Here is a 23,694-nt window from a genome sequence, read left to right as displayed (position 1 = left end):
CGGACTAGTTGGCGGTGGCGGACGCGGTCGGCGTGGGCACGCCGGACGGCAGCGCGGGCGGAGTGCCGGTGGGCCGTACGACGTTGCCGGTGCCGCCCTGCTCGGTGAGGCCGCCGGGGCCGCCCCGGTTCTGGCCGCCCGGGCCGTTCTGGCCGCCGCCGAAGGGCAGCAGCGTGGTGCTGGACACGCCGATGCCCATGAAGGCGAGGCCGAGGACGACCGCGTACCCGAGGGACAGGGCACCGGCGAGGAGACCGATCCGGCGCAGCAGCTTGGAGCGGCGACCGGAGTTGTCGACGAACACGGGTCCGTCGGCGGACTCGTTGCCGCGTTTGCGGCGGCGACCGCGTGCGGCGGCGCGGCTTTCGATAGCGGGCTCGGTTTGCATTCCTCAGACGCTAAGGAGTCTTTATGTGACCGAAACGCGTCTTCTTGTGAGGCGCTTATGAGAAACGCCTTAACCTGTCATTTCCCTGAGAGATTCGGGGAACCCCTGCGCAACCGGTCCGGGAGGGAAGTGAGTTGAATACACCTTTTGGCGTGACCGATTGGTCCGGTTCACTCCTTCCCTCCCATGTATTGCCTGTGTGTTGTCGATGCCCCTGAACACCAGCTGCGTATGAGACGTTCTCCTTTCGAATAGGGCTTTGTTTCGATCCTGAGACGAAAATCACGAGAGCGGGTGCAGGCACAATGCGGGCTTTGCTGAGGCCGACGGTCGGGGTCGTCTGTCTGTTTGCGGTGGGTGCGGCGGGGTGCTCCGCGGGCTCCGACAGCAGCACGGACGCCGTACCGGAACCCTCACGAACGAGCAGTTCCCCACAGAGCAGTTCGCCGTCGGCCACGACCACCTCGTACGCCCCCTACGTCAGCGCCGAGACCGCCTCCGCCAACGACTCCGCGGGCTCCCCGGCCACGTACAACCTCGCCTTCGTGATCGCCGACGGCAGCGACTGCACACCGACCTGGAACGACTCCGCCGCGATCGGCGACTCGACCGTGAAGTCCCGGATCAGCGCGCTCACCGACGGCGGTGCCGAGGTGCGGGTCTCCTTCGGCGGGGCCTCCGGGAAGGAGCTGGCGCAGACCTGCTCCAGCGCGGCGAAGCTGGCGGCGGCGTACGGGAAGGCGCTGGACGCGGCGGGGTCCTCGCTGGCCGACTTCGACATCGAGGGGGACGTGCTGACCGACTCCGACTCGGTCGACCTGCGCTCGCAGGCGATCGCGCTGCTGCAGAAGGAACGCACCGACCTGTCCGTCTCGTTCACGCTGCCCGTGATGCCGTCGGGGCTCGACGACGACAGCGTGGCGCTGCTGGAGTCCGCCAACAACAGCGGGGTGCAGGTCTCGACGGTCAATCTCATGACCATGAACTACGGGGAGTCGTACGACGGGGACATGGGGGACTACGCGCTCACCGCGGCGGCGGCCGCGCACACGCAGCTGAAGTCGGTGTTCGGGACGTCGGACGCGACGGCGTGGGGGGCGATGGCGTTGACGTCGATGATCGGGGTCAACGACGTGGACGGGGAGACGTTTTCGCTGTCGGACGCGGCGCAGGTGCGGAGTTTTGCCGAGTCGAAGGGGATCGCGTGGGTGTCGATGTGGTCTGCGGCGCGGGATCAGGCGTGCGAGTCGGGGAGTTCGGGGGATGATGACGCGGCGACGGATTGCAGTGGGGTTTCGCAGGAATCGGGGGCGTTTGGGGAGGCGTTCTCTGGTTGAGTTTCGGCCGTCGGGCCGGTGGGGGCTTGTCGCGCCCACGCGGCGGAGCCGCAAATCGATACAGCCCCGCGCCCCTTAAAAGCTCTCACCGTGCGCGGTACAGCAAGCGACCCGCGATCACCGTTGCCACACACGACGACGCGCCGATCTTTGCCAGTGCGGGTTCGTCTGGTGCGTCGAAGACCGTGAATGTGGCGTCCACGCCGGGGGACAAGGGCTCCCAGCGCACATCCTCAAGATTCCGGCCCTTCAGCAGGTCAAACACGGGCTCACCCACCACGGCCCGTTGCACAATCCGCAGACCCGCCCGTCGTACGGCGTCCAGGGCAGCCGGTCTCCGCAGGTTCCCCGCCACCGCCACCGTCCCGTGCGCCAGCATCCGCTGGACTCCCCGCCTCGCGCTCGCGCCCCAGTGGACCTCTGTCACGTCCTCGCGTGGGTCCGGGTGGTAGGTCTGTTCCAGGAGTTCGGGGCCGTGCGGGTTCACCAGGCCCGGGGTGAGGACTCCCGGCCAGCGGCGCACCCTTGCCGTCGGGTGGGCGGCCGCCAGCACCTCGTACACCTCTACGGCCGTGATCCGCTGTCCCTCGATCAGGACCGCGCCGTCGCGCAAAGGCTCACCGCCGCCGCCCGGGAGGAGCAGCGGGGCCCTGTGGATCGTCAGCAAGCTTCCCCCGTCGACGCCCTAGTTGGAGGCGAGGATCTTCAGCTCGGGGTGGGCCGTGCCGCCCGCGATGGCCGTCGAGGAGATGTGGGACATGACGCGCGCGTCGACCGGGTCGTTCGCCGGGTCGTCGTGGACGACGAGGTGCTCGTACGTCGTGGAGCGCTGGGCCGGGACACGGCCCGCGGTGCGGATCATGTCGATCATTTCCTGGAGGTTGGAGCGGTGCTTGGCTCCCGCCGCCGAGACGACGTTCTCCTCCAGCATGACCGAGCCGAGGTCGTCGGCGCCGTAGTGCAGCGTGAGCTGGCCCGCGTCCTGGCCGGTGGTGAGCCAGGAGCCCTGGATGTGGGCGATGTTGTCCATGAAGAGCCGGGAGATCGCGATCATCCGGAGGTACTCGAAGATCGTGGCCTGGGTGCGGCCCTTCAGGTGGTTGTTCATGGGCTGGTAGAGGTACGGGATGAAGGCGCGGAAGCCGCCCGTGCGGTCCTGGACGTCGCGGATCATGCGCAGGTGCTCGATGCGCTCGGCGTTGGTCTCGCCGGTGCCCATGAGCATGGTGGAGGTGGACTCCACGCCCAGCCGGTGCGCGGTCTCCATGATCTCCAGCCAGCGCTCGCCGGACTCCTTGAGGGGGGCGATGGCCTTGCGGGGGCGCTCGGGGAGCAGCTCGGCGCCGGCGCCGGCGAAGGAGTCGAGGCCGGCGGTGTGGATCCGCTGGATCGCCTCCTCCACCGTCACCTTGGAGATCCGGGCCATGTGCTCGACCTCGGACGCGCCGAGGGAGTGGATGACCAGCTGCGGGTACGCCTTCTTGATGGCGGCGAAGTGCTTCTCGTAGTACTCGACGCCGTAGTCCGGGTGGTGGCCGCCCTGGAACATGATCTGCGTGCCGCCGAGTTCGACGGTCTCCGCGCACCGGCGCAGGATGTCGTCGAGGTCGCGGGTCCAGCCCTTGTCCTTGGCGGTGGGCGGGGCGTAGAAGGCGCAGAACTTGCAGGCCGTGACGCAGACGTTCGTGTAGTTGATGTTCCGCTCGATGATGTACGTCGCGATGTGCTCGGTACCCGCGTACCGGCGCCGTCGTACGGCGTCGGCGGCGGCGCCGAGCGCGTGCAGCGGGGCGTCGCGGTAGAGGTCGAGCGCCTCCTCCGGCGTGATCCGCCCACCGTCGGCGGCACGGTCGAGCACGGACTGAAGGTCGGCCTTCTCGGTCACCGGAGCGTCCCTTTCGTAAGGAATCGGGAGGTGTGCGCGAAGCGCTCTGAATAAGGGTGGTGGTGGGAGACGGGCGGGCGGACGCGCCCAGCCTACGCCAGGGGACCGACAGCGCTGAGGTCAGGCCGCGTACGCCCCGATCAGCAGGCCCAGGTACGCCCCCGCGATCAGGAACGGGCCGAAGGGGATCGTCGTCTTCCGGTTCGCCTTCCGTGCCACGACCAGGGCGCCGCCGTACAGCGCGCCCAGCAGGAAGCCGGCGAAGGTGCCCAGGAGGAGTGTCGGCCAGCCGTACCAGCCGAGGGCCGCGCCCGCGCCGAGGGCCAGCTTGACGTCGCCGAAGCCCATACCGCCCGGGTTGATGCGGTAGAGGAGGTAGTAGAAGGCGCCGAGCGCGAGGCTGCCGTAGAGCGCGGTCGGCCAGTGGCCCGTGTGCTCCGGCACCAGGGAGAGCAGCGCGAGCAACCCCAGCGCGGCCGCCGCGAGCGGCAGCGTCAGGACGTCCGGGAGTCGTCGTACCCGCAGGTCGACGAGGGCGAGCAGCACGGCGACGGGCGTCAGCAGCAGCCAGACGGCGAGGTCGGGACGGGTGTCCGTGGCGAGCGCGAGCAGCACGCAGAGGAGGGCGGTGAGGGCGGAGACGAGGGGGGTGCGGGGGCCGTACACCGACCTGCACTCCCCGCAACGCCCCGGCCCGAGCCACCCTCGGACGAGGTGCCCCTCGGGGCAGACCGAACGCCAGGACTCCTCTGCCGGTACCGACAACCGATAAGCCGCCCGTGGCAGCAGCGCCCCCGCGCCCGCCCCCCACACAGCGGCCACGGCGACGACCGTGAGCGTGTCCAGCACCCGTCACCCCCACATATCACCAACCTGTTCCCCCGATTTAACACACACCCCTTGGCACCGCCCTTTCTACGCGCGTAACTTGAGCCGACTCCCCACAGGTCCCCCCACGCCAAGCCCAACCACCGCGCCCCAGCGGAGCGTTGACCGTCCAACCCGAGGAGACCGCCAGCGTGTCCAGGCCCTCACGCAGAAGATCCGGCGCCCGTCGCGCCGCGTACCCGCTGATATCCGTAGGCGCAGCGGGCGCACTCGCCCTCACCGCGATCCCCGCCGCCTTCGCCGCCCCGTCCGCCACCGCGGTGATCGCCGAGGTGTACGGCGGCGGGGGCAACTCGGGCGCCACCCTGACCCGGGACTTCGTCGAGCTCGCCAACGCGGGCTCCGACGTCCTGGACCTGTCGGGCTACAGCGTGCAGTACCTGCCCGGTTCGCCCTCCGCCTCCTCCGCCTGGCAGGTGACCTCCCTCGCCGGTACGGTCGCCGCCGGCGGCCGGTACCTGGTCGGCGAGGGCACCGGCAGCGGCGGTACGACGGCCCTGCCCACCCCCGACGCGTCCGGCGCGATCGCGATGAGCGCGACCACCGGCACCATCGCCCTGGTCTCCGGCACCACCGCGCTGGCCTGCAAGACCGCCGCGGACTGCGCCGCCGACACCCGGATCGTGGACCTGGTCGGCTACGGCACCGCGGTCGTCCGCGAGGGCGGCGGCCCCGCGACCGGCGCCTCCAACACCGCCTCCGTGGCCCGCGCCGAGTCCCTCGCCGACACCGACGACAACGCCGCCGACTTCACCGCCGGGACCCCCTCACCCGTCAACTCGGCGGGCCAGACGCCCGGTACGGGCGACGGCGGCGGCGACACCGGCGGCGGTACGACCGACCCCGGCACCCTCCGCGTCCACGACATCCAGGGCACCACCCGGCTCTCCCCGTACGCCGGCAAGGCGGTCACCCGGGTCCCCGGCATCGTCACCGGCGTCCGGACCTCAGGCTCGAAGGGCTTCTGGATCCAGGACCCGACCCCGGACGCCGACCCCCGCACCAGCGAGGGTGTCTTCGTGTACACCGGCTCGGCCACGCCCGCCGTGGCGGTCGGCGACTCCGTCCTGGTCACCGGCAAGGTCAGCGAGTACTACCCGGGCAGCGGCAACCAGTCGGTCACCGAGATCACCGGCCCGGTCACCACGGTCCTGTCCTCCGGCAACACGCTGCCCGCTGCCGTGACCCTGGACGCCTCGTCGGTCCCGGACGCCTACACGCCCACCGCCGGCGGCGGCAGCATCGAGTCCCTCCCGCTCGAACCCACCACCTACGCCCTGGACTTCTACGAGTCCCTGGAGGGCATGCGCACCACGTTCTCCGACGCGCGCGTGGTCGGCGCCAGCGACGCGTACGGCGAGCTGTGGGTGACGGTCAAGCCGGACGAGAGCCCGACGAAGCGCGGCGGCACTCTCTACTCCTCCTACGACCAGCAGAACACCGGTCGCGTGGAGGTGATGTCGCTCGACACCACCACCGCCTTCCCCGCGGCGAACGTCGGCGACGAGCTCTCCGGCACCACCACAGGACCGCTCGACTACTCCACCTACGGCGGCTACAACGTCCAGGCGACCCAGCTGGGCACCCTGGTCGACAACGGCCTCAAGCAGGAGGTGACCCGCCGCCAGAAGGGCGACGAGCTGGCGGTGGCCACGTACAACGTGGAGAACCTGGACGCGCTCGACGACCAGGAGAAGTTCGACCGCCTCGCGCAGGGCGTCGCCGTCAACCTCAGGTCGCCGGACGTCGTGGCCCTGGAGGAGATCCAGGACGACAACGGCGCGACCAACGACGGCACGGTGAGCGCCGAGCAGACCCTGACCCGGTTCACCGACGCGATCCGCGCGGCGGGCGGCCCGCGCTACTCCTGGCGGTACATCTCCCCCGAGAACAACAAGGACGGCGGCGAGCCCGGCGGCAACATCCGCCAGGTCTTCCTCTTCAACCCCAAGCGGGTCTCCTTCGTGGACCGGGCGGGCGGCGACGCCACGACGGCGACGAGCGTGGTGAAGACCCGCAAGGGCGCGACCCTCACGTACTCCCCCGGCCGCATCGACCCCACCAGCGACGCGTGGGACAGCAGCCGCAAGCCGCTGGTCGGTGAGTTCCTCTTCCACGGCGAGTCGGTCTTCGTGATCGCCAACCACTTCACCTCCAAGGGCGGCGACCAGTCCCTGCACAGCCGCTACCAGCCGCCGGCCCGCAGCTCGGAGACGCAGCGCGCCAAGCAGGCCGCGGAGGTGAACACCTTCGTCAAGTCGCTGCTGGCGGCGGACAAGGACGCGAAGGCGGTGGTCCTGGGCGACCTGAACGACTTCGAGTTCTCGAACACGGTCACCACGCTGACGGACGGCGGCGTCCTGAAGGACCTCGTCACCACGCTGCCCGCCGCCGAGCGCTACACCTACGTCTACGACGGCAACTCCCAGACGCTGGACCACACGCTGACGACCCCGGCCGTCACGCACTACGACTACGACGTGGTCCACCTCAACGCGGAGTTCGCCGACCAGGCCAGCGACCACGACCCGCAGATCGTGCGGATCGACGTGAGCAGGTGCCGGGGGCACTGAGCCCGGTTCAGTCCACCTTGGACAGCCTGGCCTGCGGATACCCCTCCGCCGCACTCTCCGACACGTACTTCAGGTCGTCGCCGGCCGGAGCGATGCGGACCGTGTGGGCGGCGGGGTTGCAGCCGGAGTGGTTGTCCTTCGCGCCCACGGAGGTCGCCACGAGTTCGGTCGTGGTGACCTCCTTGAGCGTCAGGATGTCGTTGCAGACCGCGCCGATGGCGTCCGTCTGGCGCATCCGGCCCAACTCCTCGCCCACGACCACCCGGCGGACCGTCAGCCGGAAGGTCCCCATCGGGACGGCACCGTCGAGCCCGCTCGCCGGCCCTTCCCAGGTGCCCACATAGCTCGCGGGGACCTGGGCGGCCGAGTCGTCCGTGGGGAGGGAGGTGGGCGTGGGGGGCGGCGCGGAGGTGGCCGACGCCGACGCGGATCCGGACGCCGACGCGGAGGCCCCCGGTGGTCGCGCCGCCGAGTCCGAGCCGCTCGAATCGTCGTCGCCCCTGCCGGGCAGCAGATCGAACACGAACACCGACCCCACGGTCACCGCGGCGAGCGCCCCGGCGACGGCGAGCGCGACGGTGCAACTCAGCCGACGGCCCCGCCCGTTGTCGCCCGGCGCGGAGGAGGCGGCCACGGAGACGGAGACCTTCCCGGGCCGTTGGCCGGAAGGATCCGAAGGCGGCACCACGGTCTCGTACGGCGACGCGTCCCGCGGCTCGGGAAGGGCCGGGACCACTTGCTGTTCCATCACCGGCGCCGGTCCGAACGCCCCCACCGAAGGGCTGCTGAACCCCACCGGGCCCGACGGCGTCTCCTCGACCGCCGTCTCCAGGTTCAGCAGGTGTACGGCGCTCCGGCTCACCTGTTCCACCAGCGCGCCCGGCAGCCAGCCGCCCGTGACGAGGCGGGCCGCGCCCTCCGGGGCGAGGCGCCGGGCCACCTCCCCGGGCGTCGGCCGTTCCTGAGGCGACTTCGCGAGGCAGGCCGCGGCGATCTCCCGTACGTCACCGTCCAGCGCGCCGAACTCGGGCTCCTCGTGGACGACCTTGTAGAGGAGCGCGGCGGAGGAGTCCCCGGGGAACGGCGGCTGTCCCGTCGCCGCGAACACCAGCACCGCGCCGAGGGAGAAGACGTCGGCTGCCCCGGTGGCCCCCTTGCCGAGGATCTGCTCGGGCGACATGTATCCGGGCGAGCCGATCGAGACGCCGGTGGAGGTCAGGGAGGCCGTGCCGTCGGTCGCCCGCGCGATGCCGAAGTCGATCAGGAGCGGGCCGTCCAGGGTGAGCAGCACGTTCGACGGCTTCACGTCCCGGTGCACCAGCCCCAGGTCGTGGACGGCCGCCAGCGCCTCGGCGAGGCCCGCCCCCAGGGCCCGTACGGAATGACCCGGCAGCGGACCGCCGTCCGCGACGGCCGCGCTCAGGGACGGACCGGCCGCATACCCCGTGGCGACCCACGGCACCGCCGCCTCCGGGTCCGCGTCGAGCACCGGCGCGGTCCACGCCCCGCCCACCCGCCGGGCCGCGTCCACCTCGCGCCGGAAGCGGGCGCGGAACTCCTCGTCGAGCGCGAAGTGCGGGTGCACGATCTTGACGGCGACGGTCCGTCCTCCGGCGCTGCGGCCGAGGTAGACCCGCCCCATCCCGCCGGACCCGAGCCGCCCGAGCAGGCGGTAGGGACCCACGGCACCGGGCTCGTCCACTCCGAGCGGCTGCATACTGCCTCCCCCAACACCCCGTACCCACCAGATGCAGGTTAGGGCCGGAGCAGTTCCACCTTCACGTCCGCGGGGAAACCCGTTGTCGGACCGACGCGGCGGGCGAACTCCGCGACCGCCTCCAACTGGGGGGCGCCGAAGCGGAAGTCGAGGGTGGTGAAGTACTTCTCCAGGACCTGCTCGTCGAAGGACTCCCAGCGGGCCGCCTGCTCGGCGACCTTGCCGACCTCCTCCAGGGAGAGGTTGCGGGAGTCGAGGAAGGCCTCGTGGACCCGGCGGGTGATGACCGGCTCGCGCTCCAGGTAGTCCCGGCGGGCCGCCCACACCGCGAAGACGAAGGGCAGCCCGGTCCACTCCTTCCAGAGCGCGCCGAGGTCGTGCACCTGGAGGCCGTAGCGCGGACCGTCCAGCAGATTGGCCCGCAGCGCCGCGTCTCCGATGAGTACGGCGGCCTCGGCCTCCTGCATCATCAGGCTGAGGTCGGGCGGGCAGGTGTAGTAGTCGGGCCGGACGCCGTACCGCTCGGCGAGCAGCAGCTGGGCGAGGCGCACGGAGGTGCGGGAGGTCGAGCCGAGGGCGACCCGGGCGCCGTCCAGCTCGTCCAGGGGGACCTGCGAGACGATCACGCAGGACATGACCGGGCCGTCGCAGCCGACGGCGATGTCCGGGAAGGCGACCAGGTCGTCGGCGTTGCGCAGGAACTCGACGAGGGTGATGGGCCCGATGTCGAGGTCGCCCCGCACCAGCTGCTCGCTGAGCTTCTCGGGGGTGTCCTTGGTCAGCTCGAAGTCGAGGAGGGTGCCGGTTCTCGCGAGCCCCCAGTACAGGGGCAGGCAGTTGAGGAACTGGATGTGGCCGACGCGCGGCCGGGTGCGAGAATTGTCCACATCGCGAGACTAGACCCCTTGCGGTACGGTCTAGCCTTCGGCCCCCGGGTCAACGCTCACACGATCTTCAAACGTCCGGGTGACGTGATCTTGACCTCTATTGCTTTCGGCTGCCTGCGTGCTAGGCTCGCCGCAAGTTGCAGTTTGGTTTCCCTTGCAGTACAGAGCCTGCGGAGCATGTGACCGCGGGCTCTAGTCGTTTTCAGACGTATGCAGTGCGGCATTAGCTTTCACACTTGCAGGTTCTGGAGCAGGGCAACCCTTTGGGCCCAAGGAGGGCTTATGGCTACCGGAACCGTGAAGTGGTTCAACGCCGAAAAGGGCTTTGGCTTCATCGCCCAGGAGGGCGGCGGCCCGGACGTCTTCGTCCACTACTCCGCCATCAACGCGAGCGGCTTCCGTTCGCTGGAGGAGAACCAGCAGGTCTCCTTCGACGTCACCCAGGGCCCGAAGGGCCCGCAGGCGGAGAACGTCACCCCCGTCTGAGTGATCCAGACTCCGAGGCGATCCCGTCTCTGATCCGGACCTGAGAGCAGTACCCAAGGAGCCCCGAGCCGCACGGCATCGGGGCTCCTGCCTTCCCCGCAGGGCCTTCAGACATGCTGCATGACCAGCACGAACGTCGTCCCGGGCGCGAGCGCCTCGTAGGAATGGGCGACATCCCCGCGATACGTCATGTAGTCGCCGGACCCCAGCTCGACCTCCTCCCCCGACGGACCGGCCTTCAGCCTCCCCGTGCTCACGACCAGATGCTCCACAGATCCCGGAATATGCGGCTCCGATTCCCGTACCGCCCCGGGTTCGGCCCGTAGGTGATAGATGTCCCGCCGCGCCCCGGGCGGGCTGGCCGACAGCAGCGTGGCCGCGAACTCCGCCTTCTCGGAGGCCACGCTCGGCCCCTGCCCCGCCCGGACGACCCGCACGGACGGCGCCGGCGGCTCCACCAGCGCGCTGAACGGCACCCCGAGCGCCACCCCCAGCGCCCACAGCGTCTCCACGCTCGGGTTCCCGCCGGCCGCCTCCAGCTGGGACAGCGTGGACTTGGCGATCCCGGCGCGCTTGGCCAGCTCGGAGAGGGAGAGCCCAGACCGGGCGCGCTCACGCTTGAGCGAGGCGGCGATCCAGTCCAGGGGGAGGCGGGGCGGGGGGCTGTCGGTCATTTCGTTCGCTCCATCGGTACGACCGTTCGCCTTGACGAACGAGGTGGCTTCCGTCCAGTGTAGTGAACATGCGTACGTTCTACCGAACACCCTTGGTCCGTGACAGCGCGCTCGTCTGGCTCGCCGGTGGGATCGTCGGCGTCTCCTTCGGAGCGATCGCCGTGGCCGGGGGCCTGCCGGTGTGGGTGCCGGTGGTGATGTCCCTGGTCGTGTACGCGGGCTCCGCCCAGTTCAGCGCGGTCGGTGTGCTGCTCGCCGGGGGCGGCCCGCTCGCCGCGGCGGCCACCGGCCTCCTCCTCAACACCCGTACGGCGGCCTACAGTCTGGCCGTGGCGGACATCCTGGGCCGGCGTTGGACGACCCGCCTCGTGGGCGCCCACCTGGTCACCGACGAAACGGTGGCCTTCGCCCTCGCCCAGCCCGACCCCGCCCGCCGCCGCGCGGCCTTCTGGATCTCCGGCCTCGGCCTGTTCGCCGTGTGGAACGCGGGGGTCCTGCTGGGCGCGCTGGCGGGCAGCGCCCTGGGCGACACGGCCACATACGGCCTGGACGCCGCGTTCCCGGCGGTCCTGGTCGCGCTGGTCCTACCGACCCTGCGCACGGATTCGGCCGTACGACGTTCCGCGCTGCTCGGCGCGGCGATCGCCCTGTCGGCGACACCGGCCGTCCCGGCGGGGGTCCCGGTGCTACTGGCCCTGGCGGGCCTGGTGGCGTACGGCCGAAGGGACTCCGCATGAACGCGACGGTGACGATGATCCTGGCGCTGGCGGTAGGGACGTACGCGTTTCGGTTGGTGGGACCGGTGTTGCACGGGCGGGTGCAACTGCCGGGGCGGGTACAGGAGTTGCTGTCGGCCGGGGCAGTGGTGTTGTTGGTGGCGCTACTGGCGACGGGCGCGCTGACGGAGGGCGGTGGTTTCGCGGGGTGGGCGCGTCCGGCGGGCGTGTTGGTGGGGGCGGCGCTGGCATGGCGCAGGGCCCCGTTCGCGGTGGTGGTACTGGGAGCGGCGGCTGCGACGGCAGTACTGCGCGGTCTAGGCGTGACTTGACCGACCTAGGGGCGCGGGGAACTGCGCGACCAGCCCCCACGAACCCGCACCCACCCACTACCGTCCCCACCCATGACCGACTTCGTGACCACCACCCGCACCTTCTACGACGCCATCGCCGAGGACTACGCCGAACTGTTCAGGGACCCTCTCGCCGACTCCCCTCTGGACCGCGCCACACTCGCCGCTTTCGCCGGACTGCTCGGTGAGGGCGCGGCCGTCGCCGACCTCGGCTGCGGCCCCGGCAGAGTCACCGCCCACCTCTCCTCCCTCGGCCTCGATGTCTTCGGCCTGGACCTCTCGGAATCGATGCTGACGATCGCCCGCCGCGAAAACCCCGGCCTCCGCTTCGAACAGGGCTCCATGCTGGCCCTGGACCTCCCGGACGGGCACCTCACCGGCGTCGTCTCCTGGTACTCCTCCATCCACACCCCTGTGGACGAACTCCCCTCCCTCTTCGCCGAGTGCCGCCGAGTCCTCACCCCCGGCGGCCACCTCCTCATCGCCTTCCAGGTGGGCGACGTCCCCAACCGCCACGAACAGCCCTGGGGCCACCCGGTGGCCCTGGACTTCCTGCGCCGGCAGCCGGACCAGGTCATGGGCCTGCTCAGGGCGGCGGGGTTCGCCCCCGTCTCCCAGACGGTGCGCGAACCCCAGGGCACGGAACCGACCCGCCAGGCCCACCTGATCGTCCGCAAGGACTAAGGACTAAGGACTAAGAACTGAAGGGCTAGAGAACCCCCGCCAGATCCCGCGCCGCGATGTACCCGAACGTCATCGCCGGCCCGATCGTCGAGCCCGCGCCCGCGTAACTGTGGCCCATGACGGCCGCGCTGGCGTTCCCGGCGGCGTACAGACCCGGGATCACCGAACCGTCAGGGCGCAGCACCCGCGCCCGCGCGTCCGTCCGCAGGCCGCCCTTCGTACCGAGGTCGCCGGGGACGATCCGGAAGGCGTAGTACGGGGGCAACCACAGGGGCGCGAGGCAGGAGTTGGGGAGGATCGCGGGGTCCGTGTAGTAGTGGTCGTAGACGCTGTCGCCGCGCCCGAAGTCGGTGTCGTCCCCTTTCAGCGCGAGGGAGTTGAAGCGGTCGACGGTGGTGCGCAGGGCGGCCGACGGCACCCCGATCGAGGTCGCGAGGGCGTCCAGCGTCCACTCCTTGTGGGCGGCGCCGGAGCTGTACCAGTCGGCGGGCAGGACGAAGGTCGGCGCGACGTCCTTGAAGAGGTACCGGTTGCGGTAGTTCTGGTCGACGATCAGCCAGGACGGGATGTCGGGGTCGGTCGGGTTGCGCTCGTACATGGTGTGGACGACGTCGCTGTAGGGCGCGGCCTCGTTGACGAAGCGCCGCCCGGCCGCGTTGACGAGCAGACCGCCGGGGAGCGTGCGTTCGGCGAGGCAGAAGTACGGCTCGCCGGGGAGCGGGATCGCCGGGCCCCACCAGGCGTCGTCCATCAACGCGAGTCCGGCGCCGACCTGTTGGCCCGCTCGGATGCCGTCGCCGGTGTTCTCCTTCGCGCCGACGGTCCACTCCGTGCCGATGGGCTGTTGCTGGTACTGCGCCCGCATGGCCGCGTTGTGCTCGAAGCCGCCGGAGCCGACGATCACTCCGCGCCGGGCGCGGTAGAGACCGGCGGGGGTCACGGCTCCGGTGACGGCGCCGTTCTCGACGTACAACTCGGTGAGGGGTGTGTTGAGTTGGACGGGTACGCCCGCGGTCATGAGTCCCTTGCGCAGTCCCGCGGCGAGGGACTGGCCCATGGTGAGCGGGGTCTGGCCGAGCAGGGCGGCCTGGGTGCCGCGGGCCAGGCATTCGGCGGCGACGGCGGCGCCCTTGACGCTGACCGCGGACAGGGCGAGCCACTTGTAGTCGGCGCTGAACACGACCAGTCCGGCGGGGACTTCGAGGTACGGCGGGTTCAGGTGGGCGAGTTCGGCGCCGAGGATGTTGCCGTCGAGCTGGTCGGGTTCGATGGAGCGGCCGTTCGGGAGGCCGCCGGGAAGTTCGGGGTAGTAGTCGCTGTAGCCCTCCATCCAGCGGAAGCGGAGGGGGCTGTTGGCCATGACGAAGGAGATCATGGCGGGGCCGTGGGCGAGGAAGGCGTTCTGGCGGGCGGCGGGGACGTCGGAGCCGACGACCGCGGCGAGGTAGGCGGCCGCCTTGGCCGGGGTGTCGGGGACACCGGCGGCGAGGACGACGGGGTTGTTCGGGATCCAGATCCCGGCGCCGGAACGGGCGGCGGAACCGCCGAAGGTCGGCGCCTTCTCCAGGACGACGGTGCTGAGTCCCTGTTTGGCGGCGGTGAGCGCGGCGGTCATCCCGGCGGCACCGGATCCGATGACGACGACGTCGTACGTCCCGAGGAGCGGCGGGGCGGCGGCCCGCGCTTCCGTCCGCACCCCCACGGCGACGGACGCCCCGGCCCCGGCGCCTCCGGCGAGCACACGTCTTCGGGTCACGCTCATGATCGGCCCCCTGCGCTTGGTATGGACGAAGGGTCCGGAATGTCGCGCGGGGGTCTTGAGAAGTCAAGACGCGTGAAGCACGGCGAAGGTGTCACGCCAGGCGGCCGCGCTCAGGAGAGGCCTGAACCGGGTGAGCAGTGCGAGCAGTTCGGGCCCCCACCGCTCGCGGAACGCGAAGTCCCGTCGTGCCAGGTCGAGTTCGTTGGCGGCGGTCAACTCGGCGAAGTCCCGGCACAGGGCCGGGTCGGGGGTGTGGCTTCGCCCGGTGAAGCGGTCCCGGAAGAAGGGCTCCAAGAGATGGGGGTACGTGGCTCCGCGGTCACAGCTCGCGTAGAAGTGCACGATCGTCTCGGCCTCCGGGCCGATCACGGCGGCGAGTTCGGAGCGGCGGTCGAGCGGGAGCAGGGCGGTGGGGAAGCCGTCTGTGCCGTAGAAGGCGTGGCAGAGACCGGCGAGTTGGAGCTCCTGACGGGCGCCCCATAGCGCGAGCTGGATGCGGACGCGTTCGAGGTGGGTGAGGAGGGTGCCGCCGGGGTGTGGGGCGGTGTGGGCGCCGAGCCGGCGTAGCAGGGCTCGGGCTTTGTCGGTGGTGGCAGGCGTGGGCACGGGTGGGGTCCCTTCGGCCGGCGGGGCCCTGGGGAGCTTGGGTCGGCACCCGCCCCTTCCCGGGTGGGGGCGGGTTGCCGCCTGGGCCCTGGGGAGATGGTCGTACGTGGGGGTGGGGCCAGTCAATCCTATGGATTTGTCGGTAACTCCAAGTGTTAGCTTGGGTGTTGTGACCCTCGACGATCTGCGTGTCTTCGTCGCCGTGTGCCGGGCGGGGAGTCTCAGCGCCGTGGCGCGGGATCTCGGCTGTACTCAGTCCGCGGTGAGCCAGCACGTGAAGCGACTGGAGCGGGAGACGGGCGTGAGCCTGCTGGAGCGGCAGCCGCGGGGTGTCGTACCGACCCGGGCGGGCCGCGTGCTGGAGACGGCCGCAGCCGACGGCATCGCCGGACTGGATCTGGCGCTGCGGCGGCTGCGGGAGATGGTCGACGGGGAGAGCGGCTCGGTGCGGGTGGCGACCGGCGCGACGACCGTACGGCACTTCATGGCGGACGCGGTGGTCGCCTTCCGGCGCCAACACCCCCGGGTCAACCTGGAGTTCAGGACCGAGTCCTCCAGCCGCGGCTGCTTCGACGCGCTCGCGGACAGCAGCCTCGACCTCGCCTGGATCACCCTGGGCGGGCCGGTGCGCGGGATCGAGCAGCGCCCGGTGATGGACCTCCCGTGGGTCCTGGCGGTCCCCGCCGACGACCCGTTGGCCGACCGGTCCCGTGTCGGGGCCGAGGACCTCCTCGGCGTACGACTGCTGCGGCTGCCCCCGAACTCCACCTCGGCCGCCCATCTGGACGCCGCGTTCGCCGAGTTGGGCGTGAGACCGGAGTTCGACACGGGAGTGGCGGACTGGGACACCGCGATGCTGCTGGCGGAGCTGGGGCTCGGGCGGGCGCTGGTACCGGAGTTGCCGGGTGTCCGCGGCGGACTGCGGCTGATCCCCTTCCCCGCGCTGCGTCCGCTGTCGGTGGGGTGGGCGGTGCGGAACTGGACGGCGTTGTCGCCGTCGGCGCGGGCGTTCGCGGACGCGGTGGTCGCGAGGTGCCACCGTCAGTCGTGAACAGTCGCGAACGCGTCGCCCCAGAAGGCTTTTCGGGCCACACTGTGGGTGCATTGTCCAGCGACGGATCAAGTGACCGGTCATCAGCGGGAGCAGGGGGACATGGACGGTGTGCTGAAAGTCGACGTGGTCGTCGTACCCGATCCGGAGGTCGATCCCGAGCGGGCCGAGCGCGTCACCCGCGCCCTGCGCGCCGAGATCGCCGCTCTCGACATCGAGTCGCTCCACTCCCGCCCCGCCGGACCCCTCCCCGAGGGCGCCAAGGGCACCGACCCGGTGACGGTCGGCGCGATGGTCGTGGCGCTGAGCGCGGCCGGTGGGGTGTTCCCGGCGCTGATCGACACCGTGCGGGACTGGCTCGCCCGTTCCGCCGCCCGGCACCGGGTGTCCGTGACCATCGACGGGGACACGATCGAGCTGGAACGCGCCACCGACGCCGAGCGCCGGGCCCTGATCGAGGCGTACGTCCGACGGCACAGGGACGCCGGATAAGCCATGGCCACAGGCCGCCGACTGACCCTGCTGGTCGCCACGTACGACTACCGGGCCACCGGGCTGCGGGGGCTGACCGCCCCGGCCCACGACGCCGAGGCACTCGCCGCGGTGCTGCGGGACCCCGAGATCGCCGGTTTCGAGGTCCTCCCCCCGACCACCCCCTACAAGACCCTCGTCGACGCCGTGACGAACATGAGGTTCACCCCTGACGGCAAGGTCCTCGTCACGGCGGGCTTCGACGGCACGGTAAGGCTGTGGGACCTGAGGACGGGCAGGCCGACCAACATCCTCGACGGCACCGGTGGCGTGTCCACCATGGTCCTCAGCCCGGACGGCACATCGATCGCCACGCGGGGGAACGACTCCACCGATACCCGGCTGTGGAACAGGGAGACCGGCGCCCCGACCATCGACATGTACTCCCCCGGCGGCGGAAGATTCAGCTCCGACAGCACGCTCTTCGCGTACGCGGACGCCTACGGTGTGCGGCTGCGGAGCGTGGACCCGACGGCCGCCCGGACGGCCGACTTCTCGCCACCGGGGACGGACTCGGCACCGTACGCCTGTGGAAGCAGTGAGTTTGCCGTTTTCTCACCCATTGCTCCATGTCTTCTTCCATCCCTGAGGAAAATCTCACCGCGGACCTACCTCGGGGCGAAGAGGTGCAAATACCCCCTTCCGCAGTGAGCCCTTGGTCTGCCCTTGGTGACCCACTGGGCCGGAATTGGGTGTTCGTTGAGTGCCGCATGTGGGTCCCCTGAGCGCACTCGGACCCTTTCGTGAAGATCGGTTCGTTTCTGTTGGCTCCGCGCCGTGAAATGCGAAACGCGTGGAGTGACGAGGGAGGGAACTGATAGTGCGTCACAGACCCATGCCCGCCGGGCGAAGACTGAGACGGACCGCCGTCGGAGTGGTCATGCTGCTCGCCGCCGACGCGGCCCTGATGTCGATGGACACCGGTGCCGCGTTCGCGGCGACCACCGCCACCACGGCCTCCACCAAGTCGCACGCGGCCGGGAAACTCGGTCCCGCCGAGGCCCAGGACGAGGCGTCCGCGATCCTGATGGCCCGTCTCCAGCACCGCAGGATCGAGGTGCTGTCGGAGCGTTCCGCGGACTCGACGACGTACGCGCTGCCCAGCGGGGAGTTGCAGACGGAGGCGTTCGCCGGGCCGGTCCGGGTGAAGCGGGACGGCGCGTGGAAGGACATCGACACCTCGTTGTCCGACACCGGCGCCGACCTCACCCCGGCCGCGAGCGCGGCGGACATCGCGGTCTCGGACGGCGGGGACACCGCGCTGGCGTCGGTGACCAAGGGCAAGCAGTCCTTCGGGCTGGGCTGGCAGGACAAACTGCCCACCCCGTCGGTGAGGAACAGCACCGCCTCCTACGCCCTGGGCAGCGGCCAGACCCTCTCGGTCACCGCGCTGGCGCAGGGCTTCTCGGAGGACATCAAGCTCGCCCAGCAGCCCGCCGACGGCACGGTGTCGTACCGGATCCCTCTGGATCTCAAGGGACTTGTGCTCTCCCAGGCCGACTCCGGGCACCTGCTGCTGAAGGACCACGGCGGCAAACTGGTCGCCGAGGCGCCGGCCCCGATGATGTGGGACGCCTCCAAGAACCCGGCGTCCGGTGAATCCGACCACCAGCAGCAGGTCACGACCAAGGTCGAGACGGCCGCCGACGGTGCGCAGACCCTGGTGCTGACCCCGGACAAGGACTTCCTGGCCACCGCCCAGTACCCGGTGACGGTCGACCCCACCTCCACCCTCGCGGTGACCACGGACACCTGGGTGCAGACCCCGGACTACCCCGACTCCCAGGTCTCCTCGACGGAACTGAAGTCGGGTACGTACGACGGCGGTACGGACATCGCGCGCTCGTATCTGAAGTTCGACGTGTCGAAGTTCGTCGGCAAGCACATCACGGACACGAACCTCGCCCTGTACTCGTACTACTCCTCGACCTGCTCCACCTCGGGCGCGGGCACGCAGGTACGGCGGATCACCTCCACCTGGTCGTCCTCGGACGTCACCTGGTCCACCCAGCCGTCGACCACGACCACGGGCGCGGTGACGAACACGGCCGCCAAGGGCTACTCCAGCACCGACTGCCCGGCCGGTACCGAGAACTTCGACATCGACGCCATCGTGCAGGCCTGGGCGGGCGGTTCGGCCAACTACGGCCTCCAGGTCCGCGGCGCGGACGAGGCCGACTCGTCGACCTGGCGCCGGTTCCGCTCGGTGAACTACGTCTCGGGCGACAACTCGGTCGAGCCGCACCTGACGGTGACCTACAACTCGTATGCCACCACGAGTGCGTTGGCGGTCTCGCCGAGCAGTGTGAACGCGTACAGCGGGAAGCGGTACATCACCACCTACACGCCGACCCTCTCCGCGAAGGTGACGGACGCGGACGGCTCCTCCGTCAAGGCGCAGTTCGAGATCACCAACGACCCCGCCTACAGCAGCGAGGCCACCTACTCGAACACCGTCACCAGCGCGTCCGTCGCCTCCGGCGGCACGGCCACCTACGCGGTGCCCAGCACCGGCGCGCTGCCCGCGCAGCACATGCGGATGCGGGTACGCGGCTACGACGGCACCGACTACGGCGCCTGGTCGTCGTACCTGTACTTCGTGCCGAACGTCGCCAAGCCCGCAGCGCCCACGGTCAGTTGCACCCCGTACACCCAGAACACCTGGACCGCGAAGGCCGACAGCGGTGCGACCTGCACCCTGGACACCTCCTCGACCGACGGTCAGGGCTACCTGTGGGGCCTGGACGACTCCAGCACCCCCAAGTCGGTCTACGACACCGCGGACGGCAACGGCGGTGACCCGCTGACCATCACCATCGCCCCGGGCGAGGACTGGCACACGCTGTACGCCAAGACGATCGACTCCGGCGGCAACCTCTCCACCACGACGACGAAGTACGCCTTCGGTGTCGGCGACGGCGCGGGGCTGCTGACCCCGTCCGACGGCGACACGGCCGCCCGCCGGGTCAGCCTCACCTCGACCGGCAAGACGACCTACACGGGCGTCACCTACCAGTACCGGCGCGGTGAGACCGACTCCTGGGCCGACGTGCCCCTGGCGGATGTCACCAAGTCCTCCGACAACTCGGCGGTCTCGGCCTGGCCGGTCGCCGTGACCGGCGGTTCCCCGGCCGCGCTGACCTGGAACATCACCACCTCGCTGTCCCAGGACGGCCCGATCGACGTGCGCGCCGCGTTCACCGACGGCACGACGACCGCGTACTCGTCGTCCCACACGGTCACCGTGGACCGCAACGCGGGCACCGCGCCGAGCGCCCAGGTCGGCCCCGGCTCCGTCAACACCCTCACCGGTGACTACGGCCTGTCCGCCACCGACGCCTCCGGCTTCGGCCTGTCCGTCTCGCGCACCGCGTCCTCGCGCCGCCCGACCGCGGGCTCGGACGCGGAGGGCCAGGTGGCGATCTTCGGCCCGCAGTGGACCTCCGGGACCACCGCGGAGATCACCGACTCCGACTGGGCCTACATCCGCAAGACCTCCGGGACCTCTGCCACCACCGCCACCGCGGTGTCGCTGGTGGACGTCGACGGCGACGAGACCGGCTTCACCGCCACCTCGGCGGGCGGCTGGAAGCCCGAGCCCGGCTCGGAGGACCTGACCCTGACCGGTTCCGTGACCGGCTCCTTCACCCTGAAGGACGACCAGGGCACCACCACCACGTTCGCCAAGGTGGACCCGGCGGCCACGACCTGGCAGGTGTCGAGCACCTATCTGCCGACCGACAACTCCACCACCAAGGTGGTCTCGGAGAAGGTCACTTCGGGCAGCGCCACCCTGGCCCGCCCGAAGTACGTCATCGCCCCCACCTCCGCCGTCGCCAACTCGACCTGCGAGACCACGCCGTCGACCAAGGGCTGCCGGATGCTGGAGTTCGTCTACGCGACCTCCACCACCGCCACCTCCAGCGCGCTCGGCGACTACACCGGACAGGTCCAGCAGATCAAGGAGTGGGCCACCGACCCGGGCGCCTCGGCGGCCACCGCCACCGTCGTCTCCCAGTACTCCTACGACAGCTCCGGCCGCCTGCGCGAGCAGTGGGACCCGCGGATCAGTCCGGCCCTCAAGACCGCCTACACCTACGACAGTTCGGGCCGCGTCGCCACCCTGACCCCGCCCGGTGAACTCCCCTGGACCTTCACCTACGGCACCGCCGGCAACGCCGCCACCGCGGGCGCGGGCATGCTCCTCAAGGCGTCCCGGCCGAACCTGACCGCGGGCACCAAGAGCACCACCGACGGCACCACGGCGACGACGAGTGTCGTCTACGACGTCCCGTTGTCGGGCACCAAGGCCCCCGACGCGCTGGGCACTTCGGACGTGGCCGCCTGGGGCCAGACGGACGTCCCCACGGACGCCACCGCCGTCTTCCCCGCCGACTCCGTGCCGTCCTCCAACACCGGCTCGGACCTGGCCGCCTCGGCCTACACCCGGGCGACCATCACCTACACCGACGCCTCCGGACGCGAGGTCGACACCGCCACACCCGGCGGCCACATCACCACCACCGAGTACGACCGCTTCGGCAACACGATCCGTGAACTGACCGCCGCCAACCGCGAAGTGGCCCTCGCCACCGGCGGAAACGGCCTGGCCGAGCAAGTCGCCCTGTCCATCGACCAGATGAGCAGCGCCGACCGCGCCGAGCAGCTGTCGACGAACTCGGTGTACTCCTCGGACGGTCTGCGGGAGACCGACGAGTACGGCCCGCTGCACCAGGTGACCCTCACCTCGGCGCTCGCGGCGGGCAGCGGCGGCACCGACCTGGCGGCGGGCTCCGAGGTCGCGGCCCGCCAGCACACGGTCAACTCCTATGACGAGGGCCGCCCGACCGACGGCACGGCCACCGTCGCCAACCAGGTCACCACCACCAAGGTGGGCGCCTTCGTGGACGGTTACCCGTCCGACGGCGACGTGCGTACCTCAACGACCCAGTACGACTGGGTCAAGGGCCTGCCCACCGCGGTCGTCACCGACCCGTCCGGGCTGGCGCTGACGAAGACGACGTCGTACGACTCCCAGGGCCGGGTCACCAAGACCACCCTGCCGAAGTCGTCCGGCTCGGACGCGGGCGCCACGGTCACCACGTACTACGCGGCCACCGGCACCGGCGCGTGCAACGGCAGGCCGGAGTGGGCCGACCTGGTCTGCTCCACCGGCCCGGCCGCCGCCATCACCGACGGCGGCTCCAACCCCGCCCAACTGCCCACCAAGACCGTCGAGTACGACCGCTGGGGCAGCACCGCCAAGATCACGGAGACCGCGAACTCGGTCACCCGCACCACCACCGACACCTACGACGCCGCGGGACGTCTCACGACCACGGCGGTCAGCGGCGGGGTGGGCACCGCGGTCCCGGACACCACCACGACCTACGACTCCGGCAGCGGTGACGTGGCCACGGTCACCTCCAACGGCCAGACCATCACCCACACCTACGACCAGCTCGGCAGGGAGATCTCCTACAACGACGGCGCGGGCAACACCACGGCCACGCAGTTCGACGCGCTCGGCCGCCCGGTGCAGACCACCGACTCAGCGCCCTCCACGACCACTTACACCTACGACACCGCCAAGGACCCCCGCGGCCTGGAGACTTCGCGCACCGACTCGGTCGCGGGCACCTTCGCCGCGACCTACGACGCGGACGGCGGCCTGGCCACCGAGTCCCTGCCCGGCGGCTACACCCTGACCACCACCCAGGACGAGACCGGCGCCGAGACCTCCCGGGTCTACACGCGGGACAGCGACGGCACGGTCGTCGCCTCCGACACGGTCGACCACTCGGTGCAGGACCAGACGGTCGCCGACACGGACACCAACGGGCAGACCCGCAGCCGTACTTACGGCTTCGACGCGGCCGGACGTCTGACGAGGGCGGATGACACCGACCCGGACGGCGCCTGCACCCGCCGCGACTACACCTTCGACAAGAACACCAACCGCACCGCCCTCGCCACCCTGGCGGGCGCCGTGGGCGCGGACTGCACCTCCACCGGCGCCACCACCACGTCGTACACGTACGACAGCGCCGACCGTCTGACCACCTCGGGCACGGTCTACGACGCCTTCGGGCGGACGACCACCCAGGCCTCCGGCGCCACCATCGGCTACTACGCCAACGACCTCGTCCGGCAACAGACTTCGGGCACCGCCCGGCAGACCTGGAGCCTGGACGCGGCCGGACGCCTCGCCGCCTGGACCACCGAGACCCAGGGCACGGACGGCACCTGGACCCAGACCGGGTCGAAGACCAACCACTACGGCTCGGGCGGTGACAGCCCCGACTGGGTACAGGAGAGCGCTTCGACGATCACCCGCGACGTACAGGGCATCGACGGCGACCTCGACGCGGTCACCAGCGCCACCGGAAGCACGGTGCTGCAACTGACCGACGTCCACGGCGACGTCACGGTCCAGCTTCCGCTGGACACCTCCGTGGCGCCGACCTCGCAGTCCTACGACGAGTACGGCAACCCGGAGGACGCCACCGCCGCCGCCCGCTACGGCTGGCTCGGCGGCAAGCAACGCTCCACCGAGACCGTCACCGGCGCCGTCCTCATGGGCGTCCGCCTCTACGACCCCACCACCGGACGCTTCCTGTCGATCGACCCGGTACCGGGAGGATCGGCGAACGCGTACGACTACGGCAACGGCGAACCACTGGACCACTACGACCTCGACGGCCGCTGGTGGGGCCATCGCTCCTTCTGGAACGCGGTGTCCTTCTTCAGCTACCGCTCATGGATCGACGCCGGAGGCGCGGGACTCCACGGGCACTACCGCAAGGCGTGGCACTACGCGTCCGGCGGTACGGGCTCTGTCACGGCCGGGCACTTCCACGGCTCCTTCTGCAACCGGTTCTGCCGATACGGAGCACGCCACGCCCGGCGCACCGGCTGGCACCTCTTCGGCCGGGGTGTGGCCCGGACCTTGGGCTGGGAGGTCAGTGTGGTCGCGACCGGTCTGGACTACTGGCACACGAGAGGACCGGTCACCACCTACCGGCGGACCTACTACGCCCCCGGTTACCGCTACGGCTCCTACAACCGCTATATCTGACCCACAGTGCACAAGAGGGGTCCCCGGCCGGTTCCGGTCGGGGGCCCCTCCGGCCGCCGAGAGACGACACCCCCACGG

19 protein-coding genes are annotated in these 23,694 nt (G+C 70.7%); 10 read left to right on the top strand and 9 right to left on the bottom strand.

The genetic code is table 11. The features are described from left to right. Window positions 1-4 precede the first annotated feature (4 nt). Complete coding sequence (locus ABZ896_RS10970) at window positions 5-388, bottom strand: hypothetical protein (RefSeq protein ID WP_360925348.1); 384 nt, start codon at window positions 386-388, stop codon at window positions 5-7. A 305-nt stretch (window positions 389-693) separates the two neighbouring features. Between ABZ896_RS10970 and ABZ896_RS10965 the strand changes: the two genes are divergently transcribed. Beyond that, window positions 694-1,725 (top strand): chitinase, encoded by a 1,032-nt coding sequence (locus ABZ896_RS10965; protein ID WP_360925345.1) that lies wholly within the window; start codon window positions 694-696, stop codon window positions 1,723-1,725. 85 nt (window positions 1,726-1,810) lie between these two features. Here ABZ896_RS10965 and ABZ896_RS10960 read toward each other — a convergent pair whose 3' ends face one another. The 3 genes from ABZ896_RS10960 to ABZ896_RS10950 all read right to left on the bottom strand — a co-directional run bounded on the left by ABZ896_RS10960 (window position 1,811) and on the right by ABZ896_RS10950 (window position 4,456). Then, window positions 1,811-2,392, bottom strand: coding sequence for a hypothetical protein (locus ABZ896_RS10960; RefSeq protein ID WP_360925342.1), 582 nt, complete (start codon window positions 2,390-2,392; stop codon window positions 1,811-1,813). An 18-nt stretch (window positions 2,393-2,410) separates the two neighbouring features. After that, window positions 2,411-3,610, bottom strand: coding sequence for a cyclic dehypoxanthinyl futalosine synthase (gene mqnC, locus ABZ896_RS10955; protein ID WP_360925339.1), 1,200 nt, complete (start codon window positions 3,608-3,610; stop codon window positions 2,411-2,413). 120 nt (window positions 3,611-3,730) lie between these two features. Next, a complete protein-coding gene (locus ABZ896_RS10950) occupies window positions 3,731-4,456 on the bottom strand; it encodes an A24 family peptidase (RefSeq protein WP_360925506.1) in 726 nt (241 codons plus the stop codon). 224 nt (window positions 4,457-4,680) lie between these two features. Between ABZ896_RS10950 and ABZ896_RS10945 the strand changes: the two genes are divergently transcribed. After that, window positions 4,681-7,071 carry an endonuclease/exonuclease/phosphatase family protein gene (locus ABZ896_RS10945; protein ID WP_360925503.1) on the top strand — a complete coding sequence of 797 codons (2,391 nt, stop codon included), beginning with the start codon at window positions 4,681-4,683 and terminating at the stop codon, window positions 7,069-7,071. Window positions 7,072-7,078: 7 nt separating this feature from the next. Here the strand turns inward: ABZ896_RS10945 and ABZ896_RS10940 are convergent, their stop codons facing one another. Both ABZ896_RS10940 and ABZ896_RS10935 read right to left on the bottom strand, forming a co-directional pair. Next, complete coding sequence (locus ABZ896_RS10940; RefSeq protein ID WP_360925336.1) at window positions 7,079-8,788, bottom strand: serine/threonine-protein kinase; 1,710 nt, start codon at window positions 8,786-8,788, stop codon at window positions 7,079-7,081. 38 nt (window positions 8,789-8,826) lie between these two features. After that, window positions 8,827-9,675 (bottom strand): menaquinone biosynthesis protein, encoded by an 849-nt coding sequence (locus tag ABZ896_RS10935; RefSeq protein WP_360925333.1) that lies wholly within the window; start codon window positions 9,673-9,675, stop codon window positions 8,827-8,829. A 282-nt stretch (window positions 9,676-9,957) separates the two neighbouring features. On the opposite strand from ABZ896_RS10935, the gene ABZ896_RS10930 reads away from it, so the two are divergent. Next, entirely contained in the window at window positions 9,958-10,161 is a 204-nt protein-coding gene (locus ABZ896_RS10930) for a cold-shock protein (protein WP_003992177.1), read from the top strand. Window positions 10,162-10,268: 107 nt separating this feature from the next. Here the strand turns inward: ABZ896_RS10930 and ABZ896_RS10925 are convergent, their stop codons facing one another. Then, window positions 10,269-10,835 (bottom strand): XRE family transcriptional regulator, encoded by a 567-nt coding sequence (locus ABZ896_RS10925; RefSeq protein ID WP_360925330.1) that lies wholly within the window; start codon window positions 10,833-10,835, stop codon window positions 10,269-10,271. A 68-nt stretch (window positions 10,836-10,903) separates the two neighbouring features. Between ABZ896_RS10925 and ABZ896_RS10920 the strand changes: the two genes are divergently transcribed. From ABZ896_RS10920 to ABZ896_RS10910, 3 genes are all read left to right on the top strand, one after another. Beyond that, window positions 10,904-11,572, top strand: coding sequence for an AzlC family ABC transporter permease (locus tag ABZ896_RS10920; protein WP_360925327.1), 669 nt, complete (start codon window positions 10,904-10,906; stop codon window positions 11,570-11,572). Next, window positions 11,569-11,883, top strand: coding sequence for an AzlD domain-containing protein (locus ABZ896_RS10915; protein ID WP_360925324.1), 315 nt, complete (start codon window positions 11,569-11,571; stop codon window positions 11,881-11,883). Before ABZ896_RS10920 ends, ABZ896_RS10915 begins: the two co-directional genes overlap by 4 nt. Window positions 11,884-11,955: 72 nt before the next feature. Then, the gene (locus ABZ896_RS10910) at window positions 11,956-12,588 is read left to right on the top strand and encodes a methyltransferase domain-containing protein (protein WP_360925321.1); all 633 of its coding nucleotides are present in this window, start codon (window positions 11,956-11,958) and stop codon (window positions 12,586-12,588) included. Between the two features lie 25 nt (window positions 12,589-12,613). On the opposite strand, the gene kstD is transcribed toward ABZ896_RS10910, so the two are convergent. Both kstD and ABZ896_RS10900 read right to left on the bottom strand, forming a co-directional pair. Further along, on the bottom strand, window positions 12,614-14,350 hold the full coding sequence (gene kstD, locus ABZ896_RS10905; protein ID WP_360925318.1) for a 3-oxosteroid 1-dehydrogenase: 1,737 nt from the start codon (window positions 14,348-14,350) through the stop codon (window positions 12,614-12,616). Between the two features lie 63 nt (window positions 14,351-14,413). After that, on the bottom strand, window positions 14,414-14,956 hold the full coding sequence (locus ABZ896_RS10900; RefSeq protein ID WP_360925315.1) for a DUF6817 domain-containing protein: 543 nt from the start codon (window positions 14,954-14,956) through the stop codon (window positions 14,414-14,416). A gap of 169 nt (window positions 14,957-15,125) precedes the next feature. On the opposite strand from ABZ896_RS10900, the gene ABZ896_RS10895 reads away from it, so the two are divergent. From ABZ896_RS10895 to ABZ896_RS10880, 4 genes are all read left to right on the top strand, one after another. Next, window positions 15,126-16,007, top strand: a complete 882-nt coding sequence (locus tag ABZ896_RS10895; RefSeq protein ID WP_360925312.1) for a LysR family transcriptional regulator — start codon at window positions 15,126-15,128, stop codon at window positions 16,005-16,007. Window positions 16,008-16,109: 102 nt separating this feature from the next. Next, window positions 16,110-16,499: a hypothetical protein gene (locus ABZ896_RS10890; RefSeq protein WP_360925309.1), complete on the top strand. Its 390-nt coding sequence runs from the start codon at window positions 16,110-16,112 to the stop codon at window positions 16,497-16,499. A 3-nt stretch (window positions 16,500-16,502) separates the two neighbouring features. Continuing rightward, the gene (locus ABZ896_RS10885; RefSeq protein WP_360925306.1) at window positions 16,503-17,189 is read left to right on the top strand and encodes a hypothetical protein; all 687 of its coding nucleotides are present in this window, start codon (window positions 16,503-16,505) and stop codon (window positions 17,187-17,189) included. 229 nt (window positions 17,190-17,418) lie between these two features. Next, window positions 17,419-23,616, top strand: coding sequence for a DNRLRE domain-containing protein (locus tag ABZ896_RS10880; RefSeq protein WP_360925303.1), 6,198 nt, complete (start codon window positions 17,419-17,421; stop codon window positions 23,614-23,616). Window positions 23,617-23,694: the final 78 nt, after the last annotated feature.

This window comes from Streptomyces sp. NPDC047072 (assembly GCF_040643855.1).
Classification (GTDB): Bacteria; Actinomycetota; Actinomycetes; order Streptomycetales; family Streptomycetaceae; genus Streptomyces.
This window is presented reverse-complemented; position numbering and strand designations above follow the sequence as displayed.

Coding starts and splice junctions, on each gene's coding strand:
- ABZ896_RS10970 (WP_360925348.1), bottom strand. CDS start 388: ATGCAAACCGAGCCCGCTATCGAAAGCCGCGCCGCCGCACGCGGTCGC.
- ABZ896_RS10965 (WP_360925345.1), top strand. CDS start 694: ATGCGGGCTTTGCTGAGGCCGACGGTCGGGGTCGTCTGTCTGTTTGCG.
- ABZ896_RS10940 (WP_360925336.1), bottom strand. CDS start 8,788: ATGCAGCCGCTCGGAGTGGACGAGCCCGGTGCCGTGGGTCCCTACCGC.
- ABZ896_RS10930 (WP_003992177.1), top strand. CDS start 9,958: ATGGCTACCGGAACCGTGAAGTGGTTCAACGCCGAAAAGGGCTTTGGC.
- ABZ896_RS10925 (WP_360925330.1), bottom strand. CDS start 10,835: ATGACCGACAGCCCCCCGCCCCGCCTCCCCCTGGACTGGATCGCCGCC.
- ABZ896_RS10920 (WP_360925327.1), top strand. CDS start 10,904: ATGCGTACGTTCTACCGAACACCCTTGGTCCGTGACAGCGCGCTCGTC.
- ABZ896_RS10915 (WP_360925324.1), top strand. CDS start 11,569: ATGAACGCGACGGTGACGATGATCCTGGCGCTGGCGGTAGGGACGTAC.
- ABZ896_RS10910 (WP_360925321.1), top strand. CDS start 11,956: ATGACCGACTTCGTGACCACCACCCGCACCTTCTACGACGCCATCGCC.
- kstD (WP_360925318.1), bottom strand. CDS start 14,350: ATGAGCGTGACCCGAAGACGTGTGCTCGCCGGAGGCGCCGGGGCCGGG.
- ABZ896_RS10890 (WP_360925309.1), top strand. CDS start 16,110: ATGGACGGTGTGCTGAAAGTCGACGTGGTCGTCGTACCCGATCCGGAG.
- ABZ896_RS10885 (WP_360925306.1), top strand. CDS start 16,503: ATGGCCACAGGCCGCCGACTGACCCTGCTGGTCGCCACGTACGACTAC.
- ABZ896_RS10880 (WP_360925303.1), top strand. CDS start 17,419: ATGCTGCTCGCCGCCGACGCGGCCCTGATGTCGATGGACACCGGTGCC.